We start from the raw sequence: 18,385 nt of genomic DNA, 5'->3' as shown, positions 1-18,385 counted from the left end.
TGATTAGGATGCGGCGAATTTCAACAGCTTGATCGCCTCGAAATTCTGCACGCCGCCGCCAACGCGCTTCGTCGTGTAGAAGAGCACATAGGGCTTGGCGGAGTAGGGATCGCGCAGCACGCGAATGCCGACGCGGTCCACCACTACATAGCCGCGCTCGAAATCGCCGAAGGCGATTGAGAGAGAATTCGCGGCGGGGTCCGGCATGTCTTCCGCTTCAACGACGGGGAAGTTCATCAGCGAGGCGCCCGCGTCGGCGGTTGCGGGCGGCGCCCAGATGTAATCGCCGGTCGTCGTTTTGAACTGGCGCACCAGCGATTGCGCCCGCCGTCCCATCACGAATTTGCCGTTCTGGCGAAAGCCGGCGCGCAATGCGTAAACCAGATTGACTAGCGCGTCGGAGGGGTCGCTCGCGGCGAAGGCGCCGGCGGCGCCCGTCGCCACATAGCCGATATTGCCCCAACTCCAGCTTGCGTCCGCGACGCTTGTATAGGAGAGAAAGCCCTTCGGCTTATTCACGCCGTCGCCGCTGACGAAGGCGGCGCCTTCCTGTTCGGCGAAGGCGGTCTGCACCTCCTCGGCGATCCATTGCTCGATGTCCACAACGGCGTCATCGAGCAGCGCCTGCGTCGCCGCCGGCATGGCGTAAAGCTCCATCGCCGGGAAGGTCATGTCGGCGAGCTGCTGATTGTTGGTCTGCGGGCGCGGATCGGCTTCCGCCACCCATCCGGCGGCGGGACCTGTCGTTGAAAAGGCGCGGCGCAGCGACGCGCCGGAAATTTCGCGCACGCTGGAGATGGCGCGGATCGGCGAGAACTTCGCGAGTCTTCGCAGAACTTCGCGCTCCGTCGGTAGCGGCACAAGATAGCCGCCATCAGCGCCCGAGCCGCGCGACAGCGCCTTTGCTTCGAGGACTTTGAGGCCGTTCGCTTCGCCGGAGCGCATGTAGTGATTGAAGGCGCTCTTGTGCTCGCGTCCGCTGTGGTCGTCGATGAACTTGCCGCCAATACGCGGCCGAGACATTTCGAGCGCCAGCCGATCAAGCCGGCTCTTGGTGTCGTCGAGCGCGTGGTCGATGCGCGCGAGCTTCTCCTCGGTCACGACGTCGGCGCCGAGGCGGCTCTCGAGCTGAGTCAAACGCTCGTCGTTCGTCTCCTTGAAGGCGCTGAAGGCGCGATTGAGATCGGCGAAAATGTCGTCGCCGGCGGATTTCGTTTCAACTGCTGACATGTATAGAGCCTCGTGTTTGAGCGCGGCGCGCGGAAAAGCGCCCCGCGGCTGGAGTCGCCGGGAAGTCCGCGCGCTTAGGAAAGACCGTCTCGAAGTTCATTTGCGCCCGACGGCAAGGCGGGAATCGATGCGATTGTTGTCTCTGCGTCGGTCAGCAGCGTGCGGCGGCGCGCCGCAGCGCATGCGCGAATTCAAGCGCGGCCCGCTGCGCTCTCAGGCGCGAGAGCTTCGCGCCGAGCGCCTCCATGCGTGATGCGCCACTGTGAGTTTGCTTTACCGCCGCGATGCGCGCCTGCGGCAGCATCGGAAAGGTTACGATGGAGATCTCCCACAGATCGATTTCGTGCAGGCGGCGCACGCCGCTCGATTTTTCGGTCGTGGCGCGCCGCGTGCGAAAGCCGATGGAGAGTCCGTCGATCACGCCCTTGCGCATCAGCGACAGGGCTTCGCGCGCCCGCGCCACCGACAAATCGAGACGCCCTTCGACCTTCAGTCCGCGCGCATCTTCGACGATCGAGGTCCAAAGCCCGATCGGCTCGGCCGCCTGATGCTGCCACAGCATTTTCACGCCTTGCGCGCCGCGCTTGATGAGCGAGCGCGCGAAGGCGCCGGTCATCACCATGTCGCCCCCGGAATCAACGACGCCGAAGAGGCTGGCGTAGCCCGAGAAGGCGCCGGCGTCATTCGCCTGCAGCAACGGCAGCTCGGCGCGCTTGATTTCCGGCGCGCCCGCTCTCTGCATCGTTTTTTGCAGCGCCGTCATCAGCTCTTCTCCGCCTGAGCATTGATTGGCGTATGGCTCGCCGCGCGGGCTTCAGTGCGCAATTGCGCCAGCAACGCGACAAAGGTCTTGAACACCGCGGAAGGATCGTCCCGCATGCGCGCTTGGCGCGCGCGCGAACGCTTGAAGACATGCGGCAGCCAATTCTTCTGACTCATGGATCGCTCCTGCAACGGCGGTTGAAGCGCGCGAGTTCGCGCACGAATGCGTCAAGGCGGCGCGTCGCCTCGCCGAGTTCCCGCATGGCGAGATAGGCTTGCGCGGTGGCGGCGCAGGCCCACAGAAACAGCGCGAGATGCGCGAGATCGCCGCGCTCCAAGATGGCGTTCAGAATGTCGGACATGAACCATGCTTCCTTCGAGCGAAGCGGCTCGTGGCGACGCGCTTCATTTGCTTGCGCGCTCGCTCGCTAAGTCTTCAAGACGGTCGGCGTTATAGTCGAGGCGGAAAGAACGGAAGCCTGGTTGCAGCCAGGCCTGAAAGCTCTTCTGCACCCGCGCGACGAGCGGCAGCACGGTCTGGCGCCAGAAGGCGCGATTGGCCTCGGCATAATTGCTGAATGTATTGTCGCCGGGCAGGCCCAGCAGCAGCGGCGGCACGCCGAAGGCGAGCGCGATCTCGCGCGCGGCGCCCGCCTTCGACTCGGCAAAATCCATGTCTTTCGGCGAAAGCGACAGCGCTTTCCAGTCGAGCCCGCCTTCGAGCAGCAGCGGCCTTCCGGCGTTGGTCGCGCCGGAGAAACTCTCTTCCAGCTCTTCCTTCAGCCGCGAGAATTGCGCGTCGGTGAGATGCGAAGGGCCCTATGTGCGAGAGGAAAAGCTGAGCGATTTATTGCAACGAGTCGCAGGCTACGAAAGTATCATCCCGGCCTGTTCGGCGGAACATCCTCTTCGATCAGTTTAAGTAGATAAATCAGGCACTCGGTACAGCTTCCCTCATCTCCCCAAAAAGGCAGCACCTCAGCCTTGCTCTTTAGCCAGATTTCTCTCAGCTGCGTTTCATCATATCTGCCGTCTGTCAGCTCTTTCATATAATCCTTGAGAGCCTGTCGCTCTGCCGGCGAGTATGAGAAGAGGGCCAAGTGCACCAGTTCTTCAAGATTTTTGTACGCTGTGTCGATGTCTTGGTGAAAAAACAGTGTCAGCCCTTGAAAAACGTCGGGAAGCTTCATGGGTGCGGCCTCAGTCTCGATTTATGGGGAAAGCGGTGAAGATCCGAAAACCTCGCGGCCATGCTCCATCATGTCTGATGAGAATGCGTACTCCAAAAGTTTCACGAATGGTGGTCGAGGAATTAAACTTCGGCGCGAAAGCTTCCTTTCCCGTGGGCGTATCAAACCAAGCCTCCAGAATTGCAGCTTCCCTACCCCCTTTTACGACCTCTTCAACAAGAGCCGCGTTTTGAGAAAGCGCAGAGTTCACCAATTTGTTTGCGGCGGCCAATGAGTGAAACGATCCTATGCGCGGTTTCCAAAATCCTAAAGGGCCGACGCGGGTTCGTGTTATTGCGCTACGTTGTTTCAGATTTTCGTCGCTCTTCCCTACGTGATCGCGGATCGTGTGGCCATCATGAGGACCGCGCTCTTCTTCAGCAAGGTCGACATCGTATCTTCTACTCTGTACCCGATGGACCTGAGATTCAATTACGCGGTTGAGTTCTTGATCTCGATTGAAGGCGACATTCTCTCCACCCGCGACGCGCCGACTTTGTGCGCGCGCGATGGGGTTGTCCGCGTCGCTAGCGACATTCGGATTCGCGTTCAGCGCCGTCTGGACTCGGCCCCCCGCATCTCGCGCGCCGCCAGACCCGCCTCCCGAAAACCCGCCGCCGCTCGTCCATTGCCCGCCGCCGGAACTTCCCGCCGGCACGCGCGGCTGATCCGGGCTGTAGCGGCGCTCCAGCGCGAGATCGCCTTTGGCGACGAGCGCCTCTTTCGGCGCCGGGCCGTAGCCCACCGCCTCGCGCTGTTCGTCGAGCGTGAGGAACGCCGCCTTGCCGACGCGCTCCCATTCGCTTGCGCGCTCGCTCGCCAATGCCTCGAGACGGTCGGCGTTGTAGTCGAGGCGGAAAGAACCGAAGCCTGGTTGCAGCCAGGCCTGAAAGCTCTTCTGCACCCGCGCGACGAGCGGCAGAACAGTCTGGCGCCAGAAGGCGCGATTGGCCTCGGCGTAATTGCTGAACGTATTGTCGCCGGGAAGACCCAGCAGCAGCGGCGGCACGCCGAAGGCGAGCGCGATCTCGCGCGCGGAGCCCGCTTTCGACTCGGCAAAATCCATGTCCTTTGGCGAGAGCGACAGCGCCTTCCAGTCGAGCCCGCCTTCGAGCAGCAGCGGCCGCCCGGCGTTGGTCGCGCCGGAGAAATTCTCCTCCAGCTCTTCCTTCAGCCGCGAGAATTGCGCGTCGGTGAGATGCGCGCCTTCCGGCCCCGCATAGACGAGGGCGCCCGACGGCCGCGCGGAATTGTCCAAGAGCGCCTTGTTCCAAAAGCTCGCGGCGTTATGCGTGTCGAGCGCCACTTGCGCGGCGGCGAGCGGCGCTTCAAGGTGAACGCTATGCCGGGCTCGTTAATCTCTCCTCGATAGCGCGACGAAGCTGTTTGAACACGTGAACGATCCCGGTATCTGCGGAGGCGTCCTCCGCGTCTCCGAAAAATGCTGTCAACGGCTTCATCCTGTTCCAGGTCTCTGTTAGAACCTCCGCCGGATCGTTGGAACTAAGAAGTTGATCCAGGCAGTCGCGTAAAGTGATTAGCTCCGATCGATCGTATGGAGCTAAGGCGTCGGCTATGACATTTTGCAGCAATTCGTCAATATCGCTCCAAGGCTTCTTCGAAGCGTGCTTGTAATAGAATCCAAGGTCAATCGAGAGACATATGGATTCGAATATTTGTTGGATGTTCTTAGCCACTCTCAATCCATACAGAAATGGCGAGACGTCATAGGCGCGCGTCGCGCCTACGACGTCGCCGCGAGCTCTTCGCGCATCAGTGCGATCACTTCCTCGAAAGCGGCGACGAAATTTGGCCGGCGGCTACGCATCCAATTCAGCCCAGGGTCGAGTTGGTCGCGCTGAAAGTCAGCGTAATAGGCCTCCATCGCGCGCAACAATTCAAGCCGCTCCTCGCGCGGGTAGTCGCTGAACTCGAAGAAGTCCATGTCGGCTCCTGCTGGCGATGGATATTCTTCCGGCCAGTAGTCATGCCGGAAGTCGGCGACCATTGGCGCAATGCTTTCTGTGATTCTGGGCGCCTTGCTTCGATCGAGATAGAATGCGCACGCGCCGCCAAGTATCGCCTCGAACTGCCCGCGGGAGATAGGAAGCCAGTTTTTGTCGATTGCTTCTAGCGTGAAGAGAGCAGACATGTTCAGTGCTCGCCAAGCTGGCGTGTTCAGGGAGGCGGAACGAGTTCGTAATCAAGATCGAACATTTCGGACCCCTTCTACGCTGTCGCCGCGAGTTCCTCGCGCATCAGTGCGATTACCTCCTCGAAAGCGGCGATGAAAGTTGGCCGGCGGCCGCGCATCCAATTCAGCTCTGGGCCGAGTTGGTCGCGCTGAAAGTCGGCGTAATAGGCCTCCATCGCACGCAACAATTCAATTCGCTCCTCGCGCGGGTGGTCGCTGAACTCGAAGAAGTCGAGAGCTTTCCCATTGGGCAACTCATACTTGCTCGGCCAGCCGTCGTGAAGAAAGTCGAGCACTTGCGGCCACAAATCCTTGGCGATGCCCGGCGCCTTGCTATGATCGAGGTAGAGTTCGTAGGCTCCTCCCAATACGGTCTCGAACTGGCCTCTGGACAGCGGCAGCCATTCCTTATCGATAGCATCGAATGTAACGAGAGAGGACATATTTCACCTCAGAACTTTGATGCGCGCCTGTGTTTCAACGGGCAGTCCCCAAATGTACGTCAATATTCTTGCAGCATTCTCGCCGCCCAGCGCTGAAAGATCAACAACGTACCGGTCAACGGCAAGATTGCGAAGTTTCCCTTGCAGGCGACGCGTGAACCTTTCGTAATTGAAAAACTGATCCGACACATCACTCCCTACCGCATCCCATGTTTGGCCAAATTCGTCCTGGAAATCTGCGCCAGAGGCGTTCGACCTCTTAAAGGGTCTGCCAGTTTCTTTCTCCAACCGCAATATTGTCGCGACCTCTGGCCAGCGGGGCTGACCGAGCGAATCAGGGTCCCGCGCCAGACTATCGATCCGATCCTGTTCCGGGCCTGTAACGCCAGAAGGATAAAATTCTTCGATCACCGACTCGCGTGTCCGCAGCCGACGAAATGGATCACGCGGCGGCATGTTGTCGCCGAACCTTGCGCGCAGAAGCTCGGCGTAGCGCGAATCCGCCTCGCGGATGTCGCTTTCATTGCGTTCGATACGATGTTCGATGTTCTCCGGATCGATGAGAGTTTGCGGCGGTCGCCAGTCGGGATCGAGTTCTTGCACGCGCGTCAATGCTCGTGCGGCGCGCTCCGCCGAGATTGTCTCTATTGCGCGTTGCGCCGGCGTGGCGCCGGGTCCGCCTCTGCCTCGGCCGCCGCGCGCCTGGGCCAGTGTGATGGACCCATCCACGTCGCTCGCCACGCTCGGATCTATGTTCGTCGCGGTCCGGACTCGGTTCTCCACATCCCGCCGCCGCGCGCGATCATCTCGCGCGCCGCTAAACCCGCCTCCCGAACCTCCGCCCCCGCCGTCCGTCCATCGCCCGCCGCCGGAACTTCCCGCCGGGACGCGCGGCTGATCCGGGCTATAGCGGCGCTCCAGCGCGACATTGCGTTTGGCGAAGAGCGCCTCTTTCGGCGCCGAGCCGTAGCCCAGCGCCTCGCGCTGTTCGTCGAGCGTCAGGAACGCCGCCTTGCCGACGCGCTCCCATTCAGCGGCGCGTTCGCTCGCCAATGCTTCAAGACGGTCGGCGTTATAGTCGAGGCGAAAGGAACGGAAGCCCGGCTGCAGCCATGCCTGAAAGCTCTTCTGCACGCGCGCGACGAGCGGCAAAACGGTCTGGCGCCAGAAGGCGCGATTGGCCTCGGCGTAATTGCTGAAGGTGTTGTCGCCGGGCAGGCCCAGCAGGAGCGGCGGCACGCCGAAGGCGAGCGCGATCTCGCGCGCGGCGCCAGCCTTCGACTCGGCGAAATCCATGTCCTTTGGCGACAGCGACAGCGCTTTCCAGTCGAGCCCGCCTTCGAGCAGCAGCGGCCGCCCGGCGTTGGTCGCGCCGGAGAAATTCTCCTCCAGCTCTTCCTTCAGCCGAGAGAATTGCTCATCAGTCAGATGCGCGCCTTCCGGCCCGGCATAGACCAGCGCGCCGGAAGGCCGCGCGGAATTGTCGAGCAGCGCCTTGTTCCAAAAACTCGCGGCGTTATGCGTGTCGAGCGCCACTTGCGCGGCGGCGAGCGGCGGAAAGCCGTAATAATCGTCGAGCGGGTTGAAGAATTTGATGTGCAGGATCGGCTCGATCCCTTCGCCGCGCATCTCATAGCGCGCGTCCTGTCCCAGCGCGCGATAGATAAAGGCCGCCGGCCAGCCGTTTCGCCCGGCTTCGATGCTCATGCGGTCGGGCCGCAGCGCATAAAGTTCGCGCAGCTCCTCGTCGATCAGAACGGATTCGATATAGGCGTTGCCGTAAAGCAGCAGATTGGCGCAGATCGCCTCGATGAAGGAGGCGCTGGTGTCGAGCGGATTGGGCCGCTCGATGAGCGAGAGGAGCGGATGGTCGATCGCCTCCTCGCGGCCCTCATAGACGAGCCAGGGCACCGAGGCGGCGGCTTCCGCCACCATGCGCACGCAGCGATGACAGACGGCGTTGCGCTCATAGCCTTCGAGCGTCAGCACCGTCGAATTGCGCGCGCTCCAGTGCGGCTGTCCGAGCGCATGCATGGCGAGGAGCTTCGCCGCGCGCGAATATTTGGTTTCGCGCGCCGGCGCGACCGCGCCGATGAGTCGCGAGAGCAGTGAGGGCATGAAAGGTCCTTGAGAAGCGCTTGAATGTTTGCGTCAACCCTCTCCCCACTGAAGTCGGCTGTTGCCGACTTCAGCATCGATTCGCAAACCGGGAACACCCGGTTTGCGTCGGGAGAGGGTGGCCCCGCGAAGCGGGGTCGGGTGAGGGCCCTCATCCGTCGCGCCTTCGCGCGACACCTTCTCCCGCAAGCGGGAGAAGGGAACTCGCAATGTTTCGCTAAACCCGCCGCATGCGCGGCTCGGGCGCCTTGGGCGTCAAGGCGAGCGCGGTGATCGCCCAGACCAGCGCGTCGAGCCGATCGGGACTTCGCCCTGACGAAAGTCCGTCGGCGCCGAAGTCGCACATTTCGTCTTCGAGCGCCGGAAAGGCGCCGACATGTTTGACGCGGCCCTGTTCGTAAAGCTGCGCGACCGGCGCGGCGCGCAAATATTTGCCGCGCGTCGCGCGCGCCATCGTCACCGGCGCCGAAGGATCGGCTTCGTTGAGCACGGCGCGCACCATTTCGCCGCCCTGATTGACTTCGGCGACAAGCGCGTCGGCGGAAAGCTTGTGATAGAGCGCGATCGCCGCGCGCGCCCATTGCGCCGGCCGCGCCGCCGACAATGTCGCGTCGGCGAGAACGTAGAGCATGCCTGCCTGTTCAATCCCTGCCGCCACGATCCCGCAATTGTCGGCGCGCTTTCCAGAACTCGCCGGCGGATCGACGGCGACGACGATGCGCTTGAGCGGCGGCGCCTCATGGACGCGGGCGCGCTCCAGCATGTCGCGCGTCCACAGCGCGTCCTTGCGCTCGTCGAGAATTTCGCCATCGAGTTCCTGACGTCCCAATCGCGTGCCGGCATATTGCGCGACGACGCTTTCCAGAAACGACGGCGCCAGATTGGCGGCGTTCTCGCGCGTCAAGGCGCGCGTCACGACGCTCGTCGGATGGACGATCAGCTCTTTCAACAGCGGCAGCGGCCGCGGAGTCGTCGTGACGAGCTGGCGCGGCCAGTCGCCGAGACGCAGGCCAAATTGCAGCATGTCCCATGTCTCCCTGGCGTAGCGCCATTTGGCGAGTTCGTCGCACCAGGCGGCGTGAAACTGCGGTCCGCGGAGGCTCTCCGGGTCTTCCGCCGAAAAGGCCTGCGCCACGGCGCCCGAGTCCCAGACGAGTCTTCTCCGCGTCGTCTCCCAGCGCGGCCGCTCGCGCGACGAATGCACGGCGAGAAGGCCGGAGACGCCTTCGACCATGACCTCGCGAACGTCCGCCGCCGTCTCGCCGACGAGCGCAATGCGGCCGAGCGGGCGCGGCGAAAACTGCGCGCGACCGAGCGCAAGCGCCTTCACCCATTCGGCGCCGGCGCGGGTCTTGCCCGCGCCGCGTCCGCCGAGAATGAGCCAGGTCCGCCATGGCGCGCCATTGGCGGCGAGCGGCGGCGGCCATTGATCGCGGCGCGCGACGAATTCCCAATCGTCGAGAAGCCGCGCCAGTTCTCTCGCGCTAAAATCTTCGAGCGCGTCATTCAGCCGATCCTGCGCCGCGCAGTCGTTCAAGCCGTCGAGCAAGCTCCGCGCGGAGTTCGGCCAATTCGCGGGGCGGGGCGTCGCCGTCTCGTTCGCTCGCGGCTTCATCGCTGTCATCGTTTGCGTCGTTCTTCTTATCCTCGCTCTCGCGTCGCATGCGCTTCAATTCGGCGAGCGTTTTGACGAGGCTTGCGAGCGTGCGGGCGCTCGCCTCGATGGTTTTGGGCGCATGTTTGGCGAGCGCAGCTTCGGCGCGGGCGAACTCCTGTTCGACGGCGTCTTCGAGCCGCGCGATGAGCCGGCCCGCGTCGCGCGGCTTCCTTGCGGCGAGCGCAGCCTCTTGCGGCTTTTTCGGCGCGCAGGCGGAAGCGCGTAGCGGCCAGCCGTGAATTTCGCGAAAGCGGCGGAACTGCCCGACGCTCATGCCGAGTAGGTCGAGAATCTCGACGATCGGCGTGACGCCCGAGTCATAGAGAAGCTTTGCCTGCGCGATTTTTTCATCGCAGGGCGGGACGGATTTGGCCGCCATCAGCCAGTCTCCGTAGGGTTGGCGACTTATCGGGTTGCACCGCTAAAGCAGTGGGGCTTTGTCATTCCCGACAGGCCGAAGGCCTGATCGGGAATCCAGAGTCACAACAAGCGCGTTTTGATTTGCCCCCGGATTCCCGATCGCGCTGCGCACGTGGGGAATGACGCCCGTTGGAAGCTTCAGCCCTGTTGCGCCGTTCTTGCCTTGGCGCTCAAAAAAATCCCCTCGGCTCAAGACGCGATGCGTCTTGAAACGCGAGGGGACCGTAAGGCGCGGGGGAACAGGAGGAGAGGACGCCGCGCCGGTAAACTCGTTCGCGCCGCTCAAGCGCAATTTTGGAGCATGGCGCTTTTCTATAGGACCATCGTCCTGCTGTCAAGGAATAAAATCATAAAAGTTGGGCGAGAGCAGCCGGCGCGGCTGTTCACGCTGACAACGCGCCTCGATCCGAATGAGCGCCCTTGTCAACAGAGATTCATCGAGCCGTTGCAAGACGGGGCGGGCGAACTGACACGATCAGCAATTGTGTCAGCGCGCGGTCGGGGTTTGCTTGACGGCGATGGTCTTTGCTCTCGCCGCGCGATCGGCGGAATCAACGGGAGAGCGCCGAGCGAGGGTCGACTTTCGGATAGCGCGGCGCTAAAAAAACGCATTCTTACGGCTGGGGGTTTCATGCGGATATTTATTGGCGCGGCGCTCTGTTGGGCGCTGTCGGGATGCAGCGTCTATATGGCGACGAAGCAGCCGGACGCGAAGAATGTCGATTTATTTACGGTCGGAACGCCCAGGACGTTGATGCTGGCGGAATTCGGCATGCCAGCCGCAACCGAAACCAAGAACGGCCGAACATATGAGATATTTAAATTCGTGAACGGCTATACTGCGGGGGCGAAAGCGGGACGCGCGGTTTTTCATGGCGCCGCCGACGTCGTGACGCTGGGCTTATGGGAAGTCGTGGGAACTCCGACGGAAGGCGTATTTTTCACCGGCGACGAGATGGTCTTCCGCGTCAGATACGACAAGGACGACCGAATCGACGAAGTGGTCGCGCTGAAGAGATAGCCGGATCCATTCGCCGCGCAAAATTGCCGGCGATCCTCGGTCGGCTGCGCAAAAGGCGTATCCGAATAGGTCCCGTCGTCCGGAAAGCTATTTCACCACCGCGCCTTCTTCGGCCAGCGCTTCGGCCATAGCCTGATGAAGTCCGGCAGATCGTCGGTCTCGACGTGGTCTTCGCCCGCCTCGATCCGGCCGCGCGCCGACACGCCGGCGCGAGCGACGCTTTCCGAATCGCCGGAGATCAGCGGATGCCACGGCGGCAGCGGCTTGCCCCGAAAGCGCAGCACATAGGCGCAGGTCGGCGGCAGCCAGGGAATATCCGCAAGCTTCTCCAGCGTGAGCCGCACACAGTCCGGCACGTAGCGCCGTCGCCGCGGATAGTCGCCGCAGCGGCAGCTCTGCTGGTCCAGCAGTTTGCAGGCGACGCTCGTGTGATAGATCGCGCCGGTGTCCTCGTCCTCGAGCTTCACCAGGCAGCAGCGGCCGCAGCCGTCGCACAGCTGTTCCCACTCGGCGCGAGTGAGGTCCGAAAGCGGCTTTTCCCAGAATGGCGTCTTGGTCTGCGCGGCCTCGACCGGGAGGGCGCGCCGCGCGCTCTCGACGCTTTTGGACCCTGCGCCATGATTTGGATTCTGGCGGTTCCCCCCGCCTGCAGCGTGATCTGGGGCATTTTTGCCTTTTTTTAACGCCATCCTTCTCTTTCGACTTGCGCTTTTCGCGACAGAAACCATAACGCAGTGTGGGTCGCGCGGACTGTCGTCAAGATGGTTAAAAAAGTGGTAATGTCCACAAAGCGCCGGTAAGTTTTATCGGCGCGGGGAGCATTTGAGCTGTGTTGGAGCGTTTCCAGGCTTCTGCTTTCGCCAAGCGATTGAGGCGCATCCTACTCGCGGTCGATGCGCTGATCGATTCGGCGATGTTCCAGAGCGGGCGGCGCGCCCGCGAGCTCTATGAGGATTTTTCGACCTTCATGGAGCGGTTCCATGTCTCCGGGATTGCCCGGGTCGGCGTGGAGCTCTCTTGCGAGGCGCTGACGCTCGGCCTCGGAGCCGGCATCGTCGCCATGGCGCTCGCCTCCTCGGCGTTCCAGATGACCAGCGACGAGAATTGGCTCAAGCAGACCGATCTCGCCGTCACCTTCCTCGATCGTTACGGCGCGGAAGTCGGCCAGCGCGGCATCAAGCACGACGACGCCGTGCCGCTGGAGCAATATCCCGATCATTTGATCAAGGCGGTGCTGGCGACGGAAGACCGCCGCTTCTACGAACATTTCGGCATCGACGTGATAGGCACGCTGCGGGCGCTGACGGTCAATGCGCGGTCATCTGGCGTGGTGCAGGGCGGCTCCTCGATCAGCCAGCAGCTCGCCAAGAATCTTTTTCTTTCGAATGAGCGCACCATCACCCGCAAGATCAATGAGGCGTTTCTGGCGCTTTGGCTTGAGCACCATCTGACCAAGCGCGAAATCCTCAAGCTCTATCTCGATCGCGTCTACATGGGCGGCGGCGCCTTCGGCATCCAGGCGGCGGCCGAGTTCTATTTCGGCAAGTCGGTCAAAGACGTCACGCTTTCCGAGGCGGCGATGCTTGCCGGCCTCTTCAAGGCGCCGACGAAATATGCGCCGCACGTCAATCTGCCGGCGGCGCGCGCGCGCGCCAATGACGTCTTGAACAATCTCGTCGACGCCGGCTTCATGACCGATAGCCAGATCATCGCGGCGCAGCGCAGTCCGGCGACGCCGATCGACCGCGCCCGCGAGACGAGCCCCGACTGGTATCTCGATTACGCCTATGGCGAAATCCGCAAGCTCGCGCAGGAAGGCAAGCTTGGCGACAATCGCGTGCTCAGCGTGCGCACCACGCTCGACTCCAATGTCCAGAAGCGCGCCGAAGACGTCATCGAAACCAATCTGCGCGAGCAGGGCCGCAGCTTCCATGTCAAGCAGAGCGCGGCGGTCGTCATGGAGCCGGACGGCGCCGTGCGCGCCATCGTCGGCGGCCGGGATTATGGCGCGAGCCAGTTCAATCGCGCGACCGACGCCGCGCGCCAGCCGGGCTCCTCTTTCAAGCCCTACGTCTATCTCACCGCGCTGATGACCGGCCGCTTCAAGCCGACGACCATCGTCACCGACCGACCGACCTGCATCGGCAATTACTGCGTCCACAATTACAGCGGCGGCTATGCCGGCTCCATGCCGCTCGCCATGGCGCTGGCGAAATCCTTGAACACGGTCGCCATTCAATTGTCGCAGGCGATCGGCAAGGGCGATTCGCGCATCGGCCGCGCCAAGATCATTGAAACCTGCCGGCGGCTCGGCATCACCACGCCGCTCGAGGACACGCCTTCGCTTCCGGTCGGACAGAGCGACGTCATTCCGCTCGAACATTCGGCCGCCTATGGCGCCTTCGTCAACGGCGGCAAAAAGGTGACGCCTTACGCCGCCGTCGAAATCCGCAACCGCCAGGGCGATCTGCTCTATCGCCACGATCGCGACGCGCCGCCGCAAACGCAGGCGGTGCCGTTCGACAAGGTCGTCGAACTCGCCGGCATGATGAAGAAGGTCGTCGAGGAAGGCACCGGCAAGCGCGCCCAGCTCGGCGAGGGCATCGACGTGATCGGCAAGACCGGCACCACAAATGGCTATAAGGACGCTTGGTTCTGCGGCTATTCCGGAACGATGGGCGGCTGCGTCTGGTACGGCAATGACGACAACGCCCCGATGAACAACATGACCGGCGGCACGCTGCCGGCGGGCACCTGGCACGACATCATGGCCTATGCGCATCAGGGCGCGACCCTGAAGCCCATTGTCGGCTTGAAGCCGGATCCCAAGGGCGCGACGGCCGCCGTGAACGCCAATGTCGTCAAGCCGCTCGAACTTGGCGCGCCGCAGCGTCCCGCGACCTTGTCGAAGGGGGCGATGCAGGCGCTCGAATCGCTTCAAATGAAGATCAAGGCGGTCGGCGGCGACAAGCAGAGCGCGCTCGAAGCGCCTGAACCCGCCGCATCCGACGTCGATCGGCGCGAGGCGCAGCACGCCAGCGACGCCGGCGGCGGCGTCATCCGTTAGCGGCGGGAGCGCACCCTTGGACCTCAAGCCTTACGCAAATTATCTGCGCGCCGCCTCGGCGATGATCGCCGGCGTCGGCATCGGCCTGTTCGTGACCGTTCTGTCGCTCAACGCCGGCTACGGCTTCAATTCTCTGCGCGCCGGGGCGTGGACTGCCTGGCCGCATATCGGCGGCGCCGACATCGACCCTTATGCGCGGGCGGTCATCTCGCGTTCTGGAGAAGCGCCGCTCGGCCGCGATCAGGGACTGGCCTTCATCGCGCGCGCCGACTCCGATGGCGCGCCGCTCAGCGCCGAATGCGAATATCGGATTATCGATCCCTTGCCGGCCGCGCGCTTCTGGACGATCGCGCTGGCGAGCCCCGACGGCCGGCTGCTCGCCAATCCCACCGAGCGCTATGGCTATTCCTCGGTCGATCTTCTGCGCAGTGAGGGCGGCGCCTTTGAGATCGACGTCGCGCGCGAGGCCCGGCCCGGCAATTGGCTGTCGCCGGGCGAGGCGAAAGACTTCGTCGTCTTGCTGCGGCTCTATGATACGCCGCTCGATATCGAGTCGGCTCCAGATCCAAATTCCTTTCCAAAAATCGTGAAACTCGGATGCGCCTGAACATTCCCGATCGCTATCTCGACCTTCTGCCGTGGCTGCTTGCGACGCTGCTCGTCGCGGGGATCGTGCATATCGTTTCGGTGCTGCTGATGCCGACCGTGGCGCCGAACGACGCGCTCGCGCGACTCGCGTCCTATGTGAAGAGCGCCGCGCCGGCCGAAGGCCTGGTGATGCTGCCGCAGATGGCGGCCGGCGCCGAGACGTTGCCCTTCGAGGACCCGGCCTTCGCCGAGGCGGTCTGCGTCTATGATCTCGCCAAGGGTCCGCTGCGGGTCAAGACCAGCGTGGACGGCGAGGATTTTCTCGGGCTCTCATTTCACGCCAACGCCGGCCGCATCTATCATTCGATGACCGACCGCTCGGCGATCAAAGGCAAGATCGACATCGTCGTCGGCGACGCGCGCCAGATCGACGCGCTGACGAGCGCCGACGAGGGCGACGCCCCGCCGCCGCAGGAAGTTCGGCTCACGGCGCCGGCGAAGCGCGGCTTCATTCTGATCCGCTCCTTGGCCAAGCGCCCGTCCGATCAGGAGCGCGCGCGCAGCAGATTGAGCGCGATCAGCTGCCAGCGTTTCGATCTGCCGCAGGGGTAAGGGAATGACATCGTGAAAGCCCCGCATCGGGCATGACATGCTGCGGGATTGGCGCGACAGGCGCGCGCTAGTTGCTGTCGCTGGGCAAGCCCGGGATCGGCAGAATCTCGATTCCCTCTTCGAGCAGCGCCTTCGCTTCTTCGAATGTGGCGCGGCCGCGGATGGCGCGACGCTCCGTCTCGCCGTCCTCCATGGCGCGCGCCTCCTCTGGGAAGCGGTCGCCGACGTCTTCGGTATGCGCGACCACCTTGTCATGAAGCTCGCGCAGCTTCACGCGCAGATCATGCGCCGCGTCGTCGCGCGGCTTGGCGATATTGGGCGCCATGACGTCGCGCGCGATCTTCGTCGAGTCGCAGAAGGGGCAGGCGATCTGTCCTTCGGCCGCCTGTTTTTCAAATCCCGCGCTGTCGCGAAACCAGCTGTCGAAGCTGTGTCCGGCGTCGCAGATGAGCGAGTAGCGAATCATGGCGTCGCTCCGCCGGCGAGGAGCGCGTCGAGCTTGCCCTCGCCTTCGAGCGCGTGAAGCTCGTCGCAGCCGCCGATGTGCTTGTCGTCGATGAAGATCTGCGGCACCGTCGAGCGGCCGTTGGCGCGCTGGCTCATGCGCCGGCGTCCGAGCGGGTCCCACGCCACCGAGATTTCCTCGAACTCGGCGCCCTTTTGCGTCAGCAGCCGCTTCGCGGCGAGGCAATAGGGGCAGGTCGGCGTGGTGTAGATTTCGATGCGGGGGGCCATGGCGCGCTTATACGCCGGCCTTCATGCGCTTGTCACGGCCCGCGCAAAGACGAGGAGATCGACGCGCGCCGCGCCCGCCTTGAGCAAAGCGCGAGTCGCGGCGTTGGCGGTCGCCCCGGTGGTCAGCACGTCGTCCACCAGCACGACATTGCGCCCGTCGATGGCGTCCGCCCGCTCCGGGTCGACGCGAAAGGCGCCGGAGAGATTGGCGGCGCGCTGCGCCCGCGTCAGCCCCACCTGCGGCGCCGTCGGCTTGACGCGCTGCAGCGCCATGGCCTCCACCGGCACGGCGCTCTCGCGCGCGATCGCCTGCGCGAGGGCCGCCGACTGGTTGAACCGCCGCGCGAGAATCCGCAGCCGGTGCAAGGGGATGGGCACGATGACGTCGGCGTCGGCGAGGAGTTCGGCGCCGGCGCGGGCCATCCAGCGGCCCATCGGATCGGCGAGCTCCAGCCGGTCGTAATATTTCAGCCGGTGCGCCAAAGCGCGGGCCTTGTCGCTGTCGTAGCGGGCGACGGCCCTGGCGCGGCCGAAGGCCGGCGGATTGGCGGCCGCCTCCAGCGAGATCAGCCCCGGCTGCGCCAAGTCGCGTTCAAACGGCGTGCCGAGCCGTTCGCAATAGGGGCGCTCGATGAAGGCGATGTCGCGCCAGCACTCGGCGCAGATCGCGCCATGGGCGGCGACCGCCCTTCGGCAGACGAGGCAGGATGGCGGATAGATGAGGTCGAGAAGCGCATGTCCCGCCCGCGCGAGGGGCCGAAGCAGACCCTCCTTCACGAGCCGCGTCATCGCCGAAATCCGCTCAAATGAATCTGCGCGCGCCCTTCGCAAAATAATTCAGGGCTTGAGCGCAGGCGGAATCCTATCGCATCGTAAGGCTCAGGAAAAGAATCATTGTCCGGCCGGGCGGCAAGGCCGCCTTTACTGCGCCAAGCGGAGCCCCAAAGGAGATTGACGCCCCCATGAGCGAATTCCACACGATCTTCGTCATCTCCTGCATCGCCGTGCTCGCGCCGCTGATCAACAGAATTCCAGCTTTTGCGCGCGCGCCGATCGTCGCCATCGAAGTGTTGCTGGGCATGCTTGTCGGCCCAAGCGGGGCGGGGCTGGTGGCGGCGGATGGCGCCGTCAATTTTCTAATGGAGTTTGGCCTGGTCTATTTGTTTTTTCAGGCGGGCTTCGAGTTCAATCAGAAGGAAATAACCGGAAAACCGCTTCGCCTGGGGCTTTTCGCCTGGCTCGGTTCACTGAGCCTCTCGGTCATTATTTCCGGACTGCTTTATCTTGTTGGCCTCGTGGAAGCGCCGCTTCTCGTCGCGCTGATCTTGCCGACCACGGCGTTCGGCATATTGATCCCCATGTTGCGGCAGGCTGGGGATCTCGATAATGAATTCGGACGTTACGTCCTTGGCGTCGCGGCTGTCAGCGAACTTGGACCGCTCATTCTCGCCTCGATCGTTCTGGCGCAACACAATCATCATCTGCACCAGACGCTGCTAAGCGCGCTTTTCATCGCGCTCGGGCTTGCCGCGATTTTTTTTCTCAAGACCGCGCGTTCGGACCGGCTCGCCGAAAGCATCGTGTATTGGCTTGGCGACGGCGAGCTTCTGCCTATTCGAATCGCGCTCGTCGTCTTGCTTGGCTTCGTCTCATTCGCCGACAGGCTGGGCATGGAGCTTGTGGTCGGCTCCTATATGGCGGGCATGGCCGTCGCGGTCCTGGTGCGCGGCACCAAGGCCGAAATCCTCAACGATCGGTTGACCGCCATCGGCTCCGGCTTTTTGATTCCGCTATTTTTTATCGAAAGCGGTGCGTCATTTGACTTTGTGGCGCTTGTCAGGAGCCCGGCGACCGTCGCGCTCTTCGCGTTTTTTTGCGTCGCCTTCCTGCTCATTCGTCTCGCACCGCTGAATCTTTTTCGCGGGACGCTGACCGAGCGGGACATGCCGGCGCTGGCGCTGTTGTCGTCGACCACCTTGCCGCTTGTCGTCGCGCTCACCTATCTCGGCGTCGGCAGGGGACAGATGGCGCCACAGACGGCCTCCGCGCTCGTGGGCGCCGCGATGGTGACCGTCACGGCGTTCCCGACGCTGGCCTTCTGGCTGCGTGGAACGCGTCAGCCATCGCGCCTTGAGAACAGCATATCGTCCATCGCGTACGCCGTTGCCGATTGGTTCTCTACGCAAGCGGCCGCCCTATTCGCCAAAATGCCGCCCCAATGGATCGAGCGTCTGCGGGACGCCGAGCGCCGCGTCGCCGATCTTTTGAACCGCCCTTAGAGCGCTGCCCGATCATGTGATCGATGAGGC

21 protein-coding genes and 2 pseudogenes are annotated in these 18,385 nt (G+C 63.3%); 5 read left to right on the top strand and 18 right to left on the bottom strand.

Features of this window, described 5'->3' with window-relative positions:
- Positions 1-3: 3 nt before the first annotated feature.
- The 14 genes and pseudogenes from NEI07_RS08880 to NEI07_RS08815 all read right to left on the bottom strand — a co-directional run bounded on the left by NEI07_RS08880 (position 4) and on the right by NEI07_RS08815 (position 10,012).
- Complete coding sequence (locus tag NEI07_RS08880) at positions 4-1,230, bottom strand: phage major capsid protein (protein ID WP_256034086.1); 1,227 nt, start codon at positions 1,228-1,230, stop codon at positions 4-6.
- A 151-nt stretch (positions 1,231-1,381) separates the two neighbouring features.
- A complete protein-coding gene (locus tag NEI07_RS08875) occupies positions 1,382-1,993 on the bottom strand; it encodes an HK97 family phage prohead protease (protein WP_256034085.1) in 612 nt (203 codons plus the stop codon).
- Positions 1,993-2,169: a histidine kinase gene (locus NEI07_RS08870; protein ID WP_256034084.1), complete on the bottom strand. Its 177-nt coding sequence runs from the start codon at positions 2,167-2,169 to the stop codon at positions 1,993-1,995. Before NEI07_RS08870 ends, NEI07_RS08875 begins: the two co-directional genes overlap by 1 nt.
- Positions 2,166-2,354, bottom strand: a complete 189-nt coding sequence (locus NEI07_RS08865) for a hypothetical protein (protein ID WP_256034081.1) — start codon at positions 2,352-2,354, stop codon at positions 2,166-2,168. The genes NEI07_RS08870 and NEI07_RS08865 overlap by 4 nt, the downstream gene beginning before the upstream one ends.
- 49 nt (positions 2,355-2,403) lie before the next feature.
- Positions 2,404-2,799: pseudogene (locus NEI07_RS08860) on the bottom strand (phage portal protein); the annotation flags it as partial.
- Positions 2,800-2,870: 71 nt separating this feature from the next.
- Positions 2,871-3,182: a hypothetical protein gene (locus NEI07_RS08855; RefSeq protein WP_256034078.1), complete on the bottom strand. Its 312-nt coding sequence runs from the start codon at positions 3,180-3,182 to the stop codon at positions 2,871-2,873.
- Positions 3,183-3,192: 10 nt separating this feature from the next.
- A complete protein-coding gene (locus NEI07_RS08850) occupies positions 3,193-3,879 on the bottom strand; it encodes an RNase A-like domain-containing protein (protein ID WP_256034091.1) in 687 nt (228 codons plus the stop codon).
- 72 nt (positions 3,880-3,951) lie between these two features.
- A pseudogene (locus NEI07_RS08845) lies at positions 3,952-4,548 on the bottom strand (phage portal protein); the annotation flags it as partial.
- Between the two features lie 13 nt (positions 4,549-4,561).
- Complete coding sequence (locus NEI07_RS08840) at positions 4,562-4,918, bottom strand: hypothetical protein (protein ID WP_256034077.1); 357 nt, start codon at positions 4,916-4,918, stop codon at positions 4,562-4,564.
- 47 nt (positions 4,919-4,965) lie between these two features.
- Positions 4,966-5,373 (bottom strand): hypothetical protein, encoded by a 408-nt coding sequence (locus NEI07_RS08835; RefSeq protein WP_256034076.1) that lies wholly within the window; start codon positions 5,371-5,373, stop codon positions 4,966-4,968.
- Positions 5,374-5,450: 77 nt separating this feature from the next.
- On the bottom strand, positions 5,451-5,858 hold the full coding sequence (locus NEI07_RS08830; protein WP_256034075.1) for a hypothetical protein: 408 nt from the start codon (positions 5,856-5,858) through the stop codon (positions 5,451-5,453).
- Positions 5,859-5,861: 3 nt separating this feature from the next.
- On the bottom strand, positions 5,862-7,976 hold the full coding sequence (locus NEI07_RS19610) for a phage portal protein (RefSeq protein ID WP_328516969.1): 2,115 nt from the start codon (positions 7,974-7,976) through the stop codon (positions 5,862-5,864).
- A 217-nt stretch (positions 7,977-8,193) separates the two neighbouring features.
- Entirely contained in the window at positions 8,194-9,513 is a 1,320-nt protein-coding gene (locus NEI07_RS08820) for a DNA-packaging protein (protein ID WP_407659875.1), read from the bottom strand.
- Positions 9,479-10,012: a hypothetical protein gene (locus NEI07_RS08815; RefSeq protein WP_256034073.1), complete on the bottom strand. Its 534-nt coding sequence runs from the start codon at positions 10,010-10,012 to the stop codon at positions 9,479-9,481. The genes NEI07_RS08820 and NEI07_RS08815 overlap by 35 nt, the downstream gene beginning before the upstream one ends.
- Positions 10,013-10,684: 672 nt before the next feature.
- Here NEI07_RS08815 and NEI07_RS08810 point away from each other — a divergent pair.
- On the top strand, positions 10,685-11,074 hold the full coding sequence (locus NEI07_RS08810; protein ID WP_256034072.1) for a hypothetical protein: 390 nt from the start codon (positions 10,685-10,687) through the stop codon (positions 11,072-11,074).
- 92 nt (positions 11,075-11,166) lie between these two features.
- Here the strand turns inward: NEI07_RS08810 and NEI07_RS08805 are convergent, their stop codons facing one another.
- Positions 11,167-11,763: a YcgN family cysteine cluster protein gene (locus NEI07_RS08805; protein ID WP_256034070.1), complete on the bottom strand. Its 597-nt coding sequence runs from the start codon at positions 11,761-11,763 to the stop codon at positions 11,167-11,169.
- Between the two features lie 140 nt (positions 11,764-11,903).
- Here NEI07_RS08805 and NEI07_RS08800 point away from each other — a divergent pair, with 140 nt between their 5' ends.
- From NEI07_RS08800 to NEI07_RS08790, 3 genes are read left to right on the top strand one after another with little or no spacing between them, the layout of a single operon-like run.
- The gene (locus NEI07_RS08800) at positions 11,904-14,141 is read left to right on the top strand and encodes a transglycosylase domain-containing protein (protein ID WP_256034069.1); all 2,238 of its coding nucleotides are present in this window, start codon (positions 11,904-11,906) and stop codon (positions 14,139-14,141) included.
- 16 nt (positions 14,142-14,157) lie between these two features.
- Positions 14,158-14,748 (top strand): DUF1214 domain-containing protein, encoded by a 591-nt coding sequence (locus tag NEI07_RS08795; RefSeq protein ID WP_256034068.1) that lies wholly within the window; start codon positions 14,158-14,160, stop codon positions 14,746-14,748.
- A complete protein-coding gene (locus NEI07_RS08790; RefSeq protein ID WP_256034067.1) occupies positions 14,739-15,341 on the top strand; it encodes a DUF1254 domain-containing protein in 603 nt (200 codons plus the stop codon). The genes NEI07_RS08795 and NEI07_RS08790 overlap by 10 nt, the downstream gene beginning before the upstream one ends.
- 67 nt (positions 15,342-15,408) lie before the next feature.
- Here NEI07_RS08790 and NEI07_RS08785 read toward each other — a convergent pair whose 3' ends face one another.
- The 3 genes from NEI07_RS08785 to NEI07_RS08775 are packed head-to-tail and all read right to left on the bottom strand — an operon-like array spanning position 15,409 to position 16,865.
- A complete protein-coding gene (locus NEI07_RS08785) occupies positions 15,409-15,807 on the bottom strand; it encodes a DUF1178 family protein (protein WP_256034066.1) in 399 nt (132 codons plus the stop codon).
- Complete coding sequence (gene grxC / locus NEI07_RS08780) at positions 15,804-16,076, bottom strand: glutaredoxin 3 (RefSeq protein ID WP_175093405.1); 273 nt, start codon at positions 16,074-16,076, stop codon at positions 15,804-15,806. The genes NEI07_RS08785 and grxC overlap by 4 nt, the downstream gene beginning before the upstream one ends.
- A gap of 21 nt (positions 16,077-16,097) precedes the next feature.
- The gene (locus NEI07_RS08775; protein WP_256034064.1) at positions 16,098-16,865 is read right to left on the bottom strand and encodes a ComF family protein; all 768 of its coding nucleotides are present in this window, start codon (positions 16,863-16,865) and stop codon (positions 16,098-16,100) included.
- Between the two features lie 173 nt (positions 16,866-17,038).
- On the opposite strand from NEI07_RS08775, the gene NEI07_RS08770 reads away from it, so the two are divergent.
- Complete coding sequence (locus NEI07_RS08770) at positions 17,039-18,355, top strand: cation:proton antiporter (protein ID WP_256034062.1); 1,317 nt, start codon at positions 17,039-17,041, stop codon at positions 18,353-18,355.
- Positions 18,356-18,385 lie beyond the last annotated feature (30 nt).

Origin of the sequence: Methylocystis suflitae, assembly GCF_024448135.1 — a bacterium.
Taxonomy (GTDB): domain Bacteria; phylum Pseudomonadota; class Alphaproteobacteria; order Rhizobiales; family Beijerinckiaceae; genus Methylocystis; species Methylocystis suflitae.
The sequence above is the reverse complement of the archived record's forward strand: the minus strand, read 5'-3'. Positions and strand labels throughout refer to the sequence as shown.

Coding starts and splice junctions, on each gene's coding strand:
- NEI07_RS08880 (WP_256034086.1), bottom strand. CDS start 1,230: ATGTCAGCAGTTGAAACGAAATCCGCCGGCGACGACATTTTCGCCGAT.
- NEI07_RS08875 (WP_256034085.1), bottom strand. CDS start 1,993: ATGACGGCGCTGCAAAAAACGATGCAGAGAGCGGGCGCGCCGGAAATC.
- NEI07_RS08870 (WP_256034084.1), bottom strand. CDS start 2,169: ATGAGTCAGAAGAATTGGCTGCCGCATGTCTTCAAGCGTTCGCGCGCG.
- NEI07_RS08865 (WP_256034081.1), bottom strand. CDS start 2,354: ATGTCCGACATTCTGAACGCCATCTTGGAGCGCGGCGATCTCGCGCAT.
- NEI07_RS08855 (WP_256034078.1), bottom strand. CDS start 3,182: ATGAAGCTTCCCGACGTTTTTCAAGGGCTGACACTGTTTTTTCACCAA.
- NEI07_RS08835 (WP_256034076.1), bottom strand. CDS start 5,373: ATGTCTGCTCTCTTCACGCTAGAAGCAATCGACAAAAACTGGCTTCCT.
- NEI07_RS08830 (WP_256034075.1), bottom strand. CDS start 5,858: ATGTCCTCTCTCGTTACATTCGATGCTATCGATAAGGAATGGCTGCCG.
- NEI07_RS19610 (WP_328516969.1), bottom strand. CDS start 7,976: ATGCCCTCACTGCTCTCGCGACTCATCGGCGCGGTCGCGCCGGCGCGC.
- NEI07_RS08815 (WP_256034073.1), bottom strand. CDS start 10,012: ATGGCGGCCAAATCCGTCCCGCCCTGCGATGAAAAAATCGCGCAGGCA.
- NEI07_RS08810 (WP_256034072.1), top strand. CDS start 10,685: ATGCGGATATTTATTGGCGCGGCGCTCTGTTGGGCGCTGTCGGGATGC.
- NEI07_RS08805 (WP_256034070.1), bottom strand. CDS start 11,763: ATGGCGTTAAAAAAAGGCAAAAATGCCCCAGATCACGCTGCAGGCGGG.
- NEI07_RS08790 (WP_256034067.1), top strand. CDS start 14,739: ATGCGCCTGAACATTCCCGATCGCTATCTCGACCTTCTGCCGTGGCTG.
- NEI07_RS08785 (WP_256034066.1), bottom strand. CDS start 15,807: ATGATTCGCTACTCGCTCATCTGCGACGCCGGACACAGCTTCGACAGC.
- grxC (WP_175093405.1), bottom strand. CDS start 16,076: ATGGCCCCCCGCATCGAAATCTACACCACGCCGACCTGCCCCTATTGC.
- NEI07_RS08775 (WP_256034064.1), bottom strand. CDS start 16,865: ATGACGCGGCTCGTGAAGGAGGGTCTGCTTCGGCCCCTCGCGCGGGCG.
- NEI07_RS08770 (WP_256034062.1), top strand. CDS start 17,039: ATGAGCGAATTCCACACGATCTTCGTCATCTCCTGCATCGCCGTGCTC.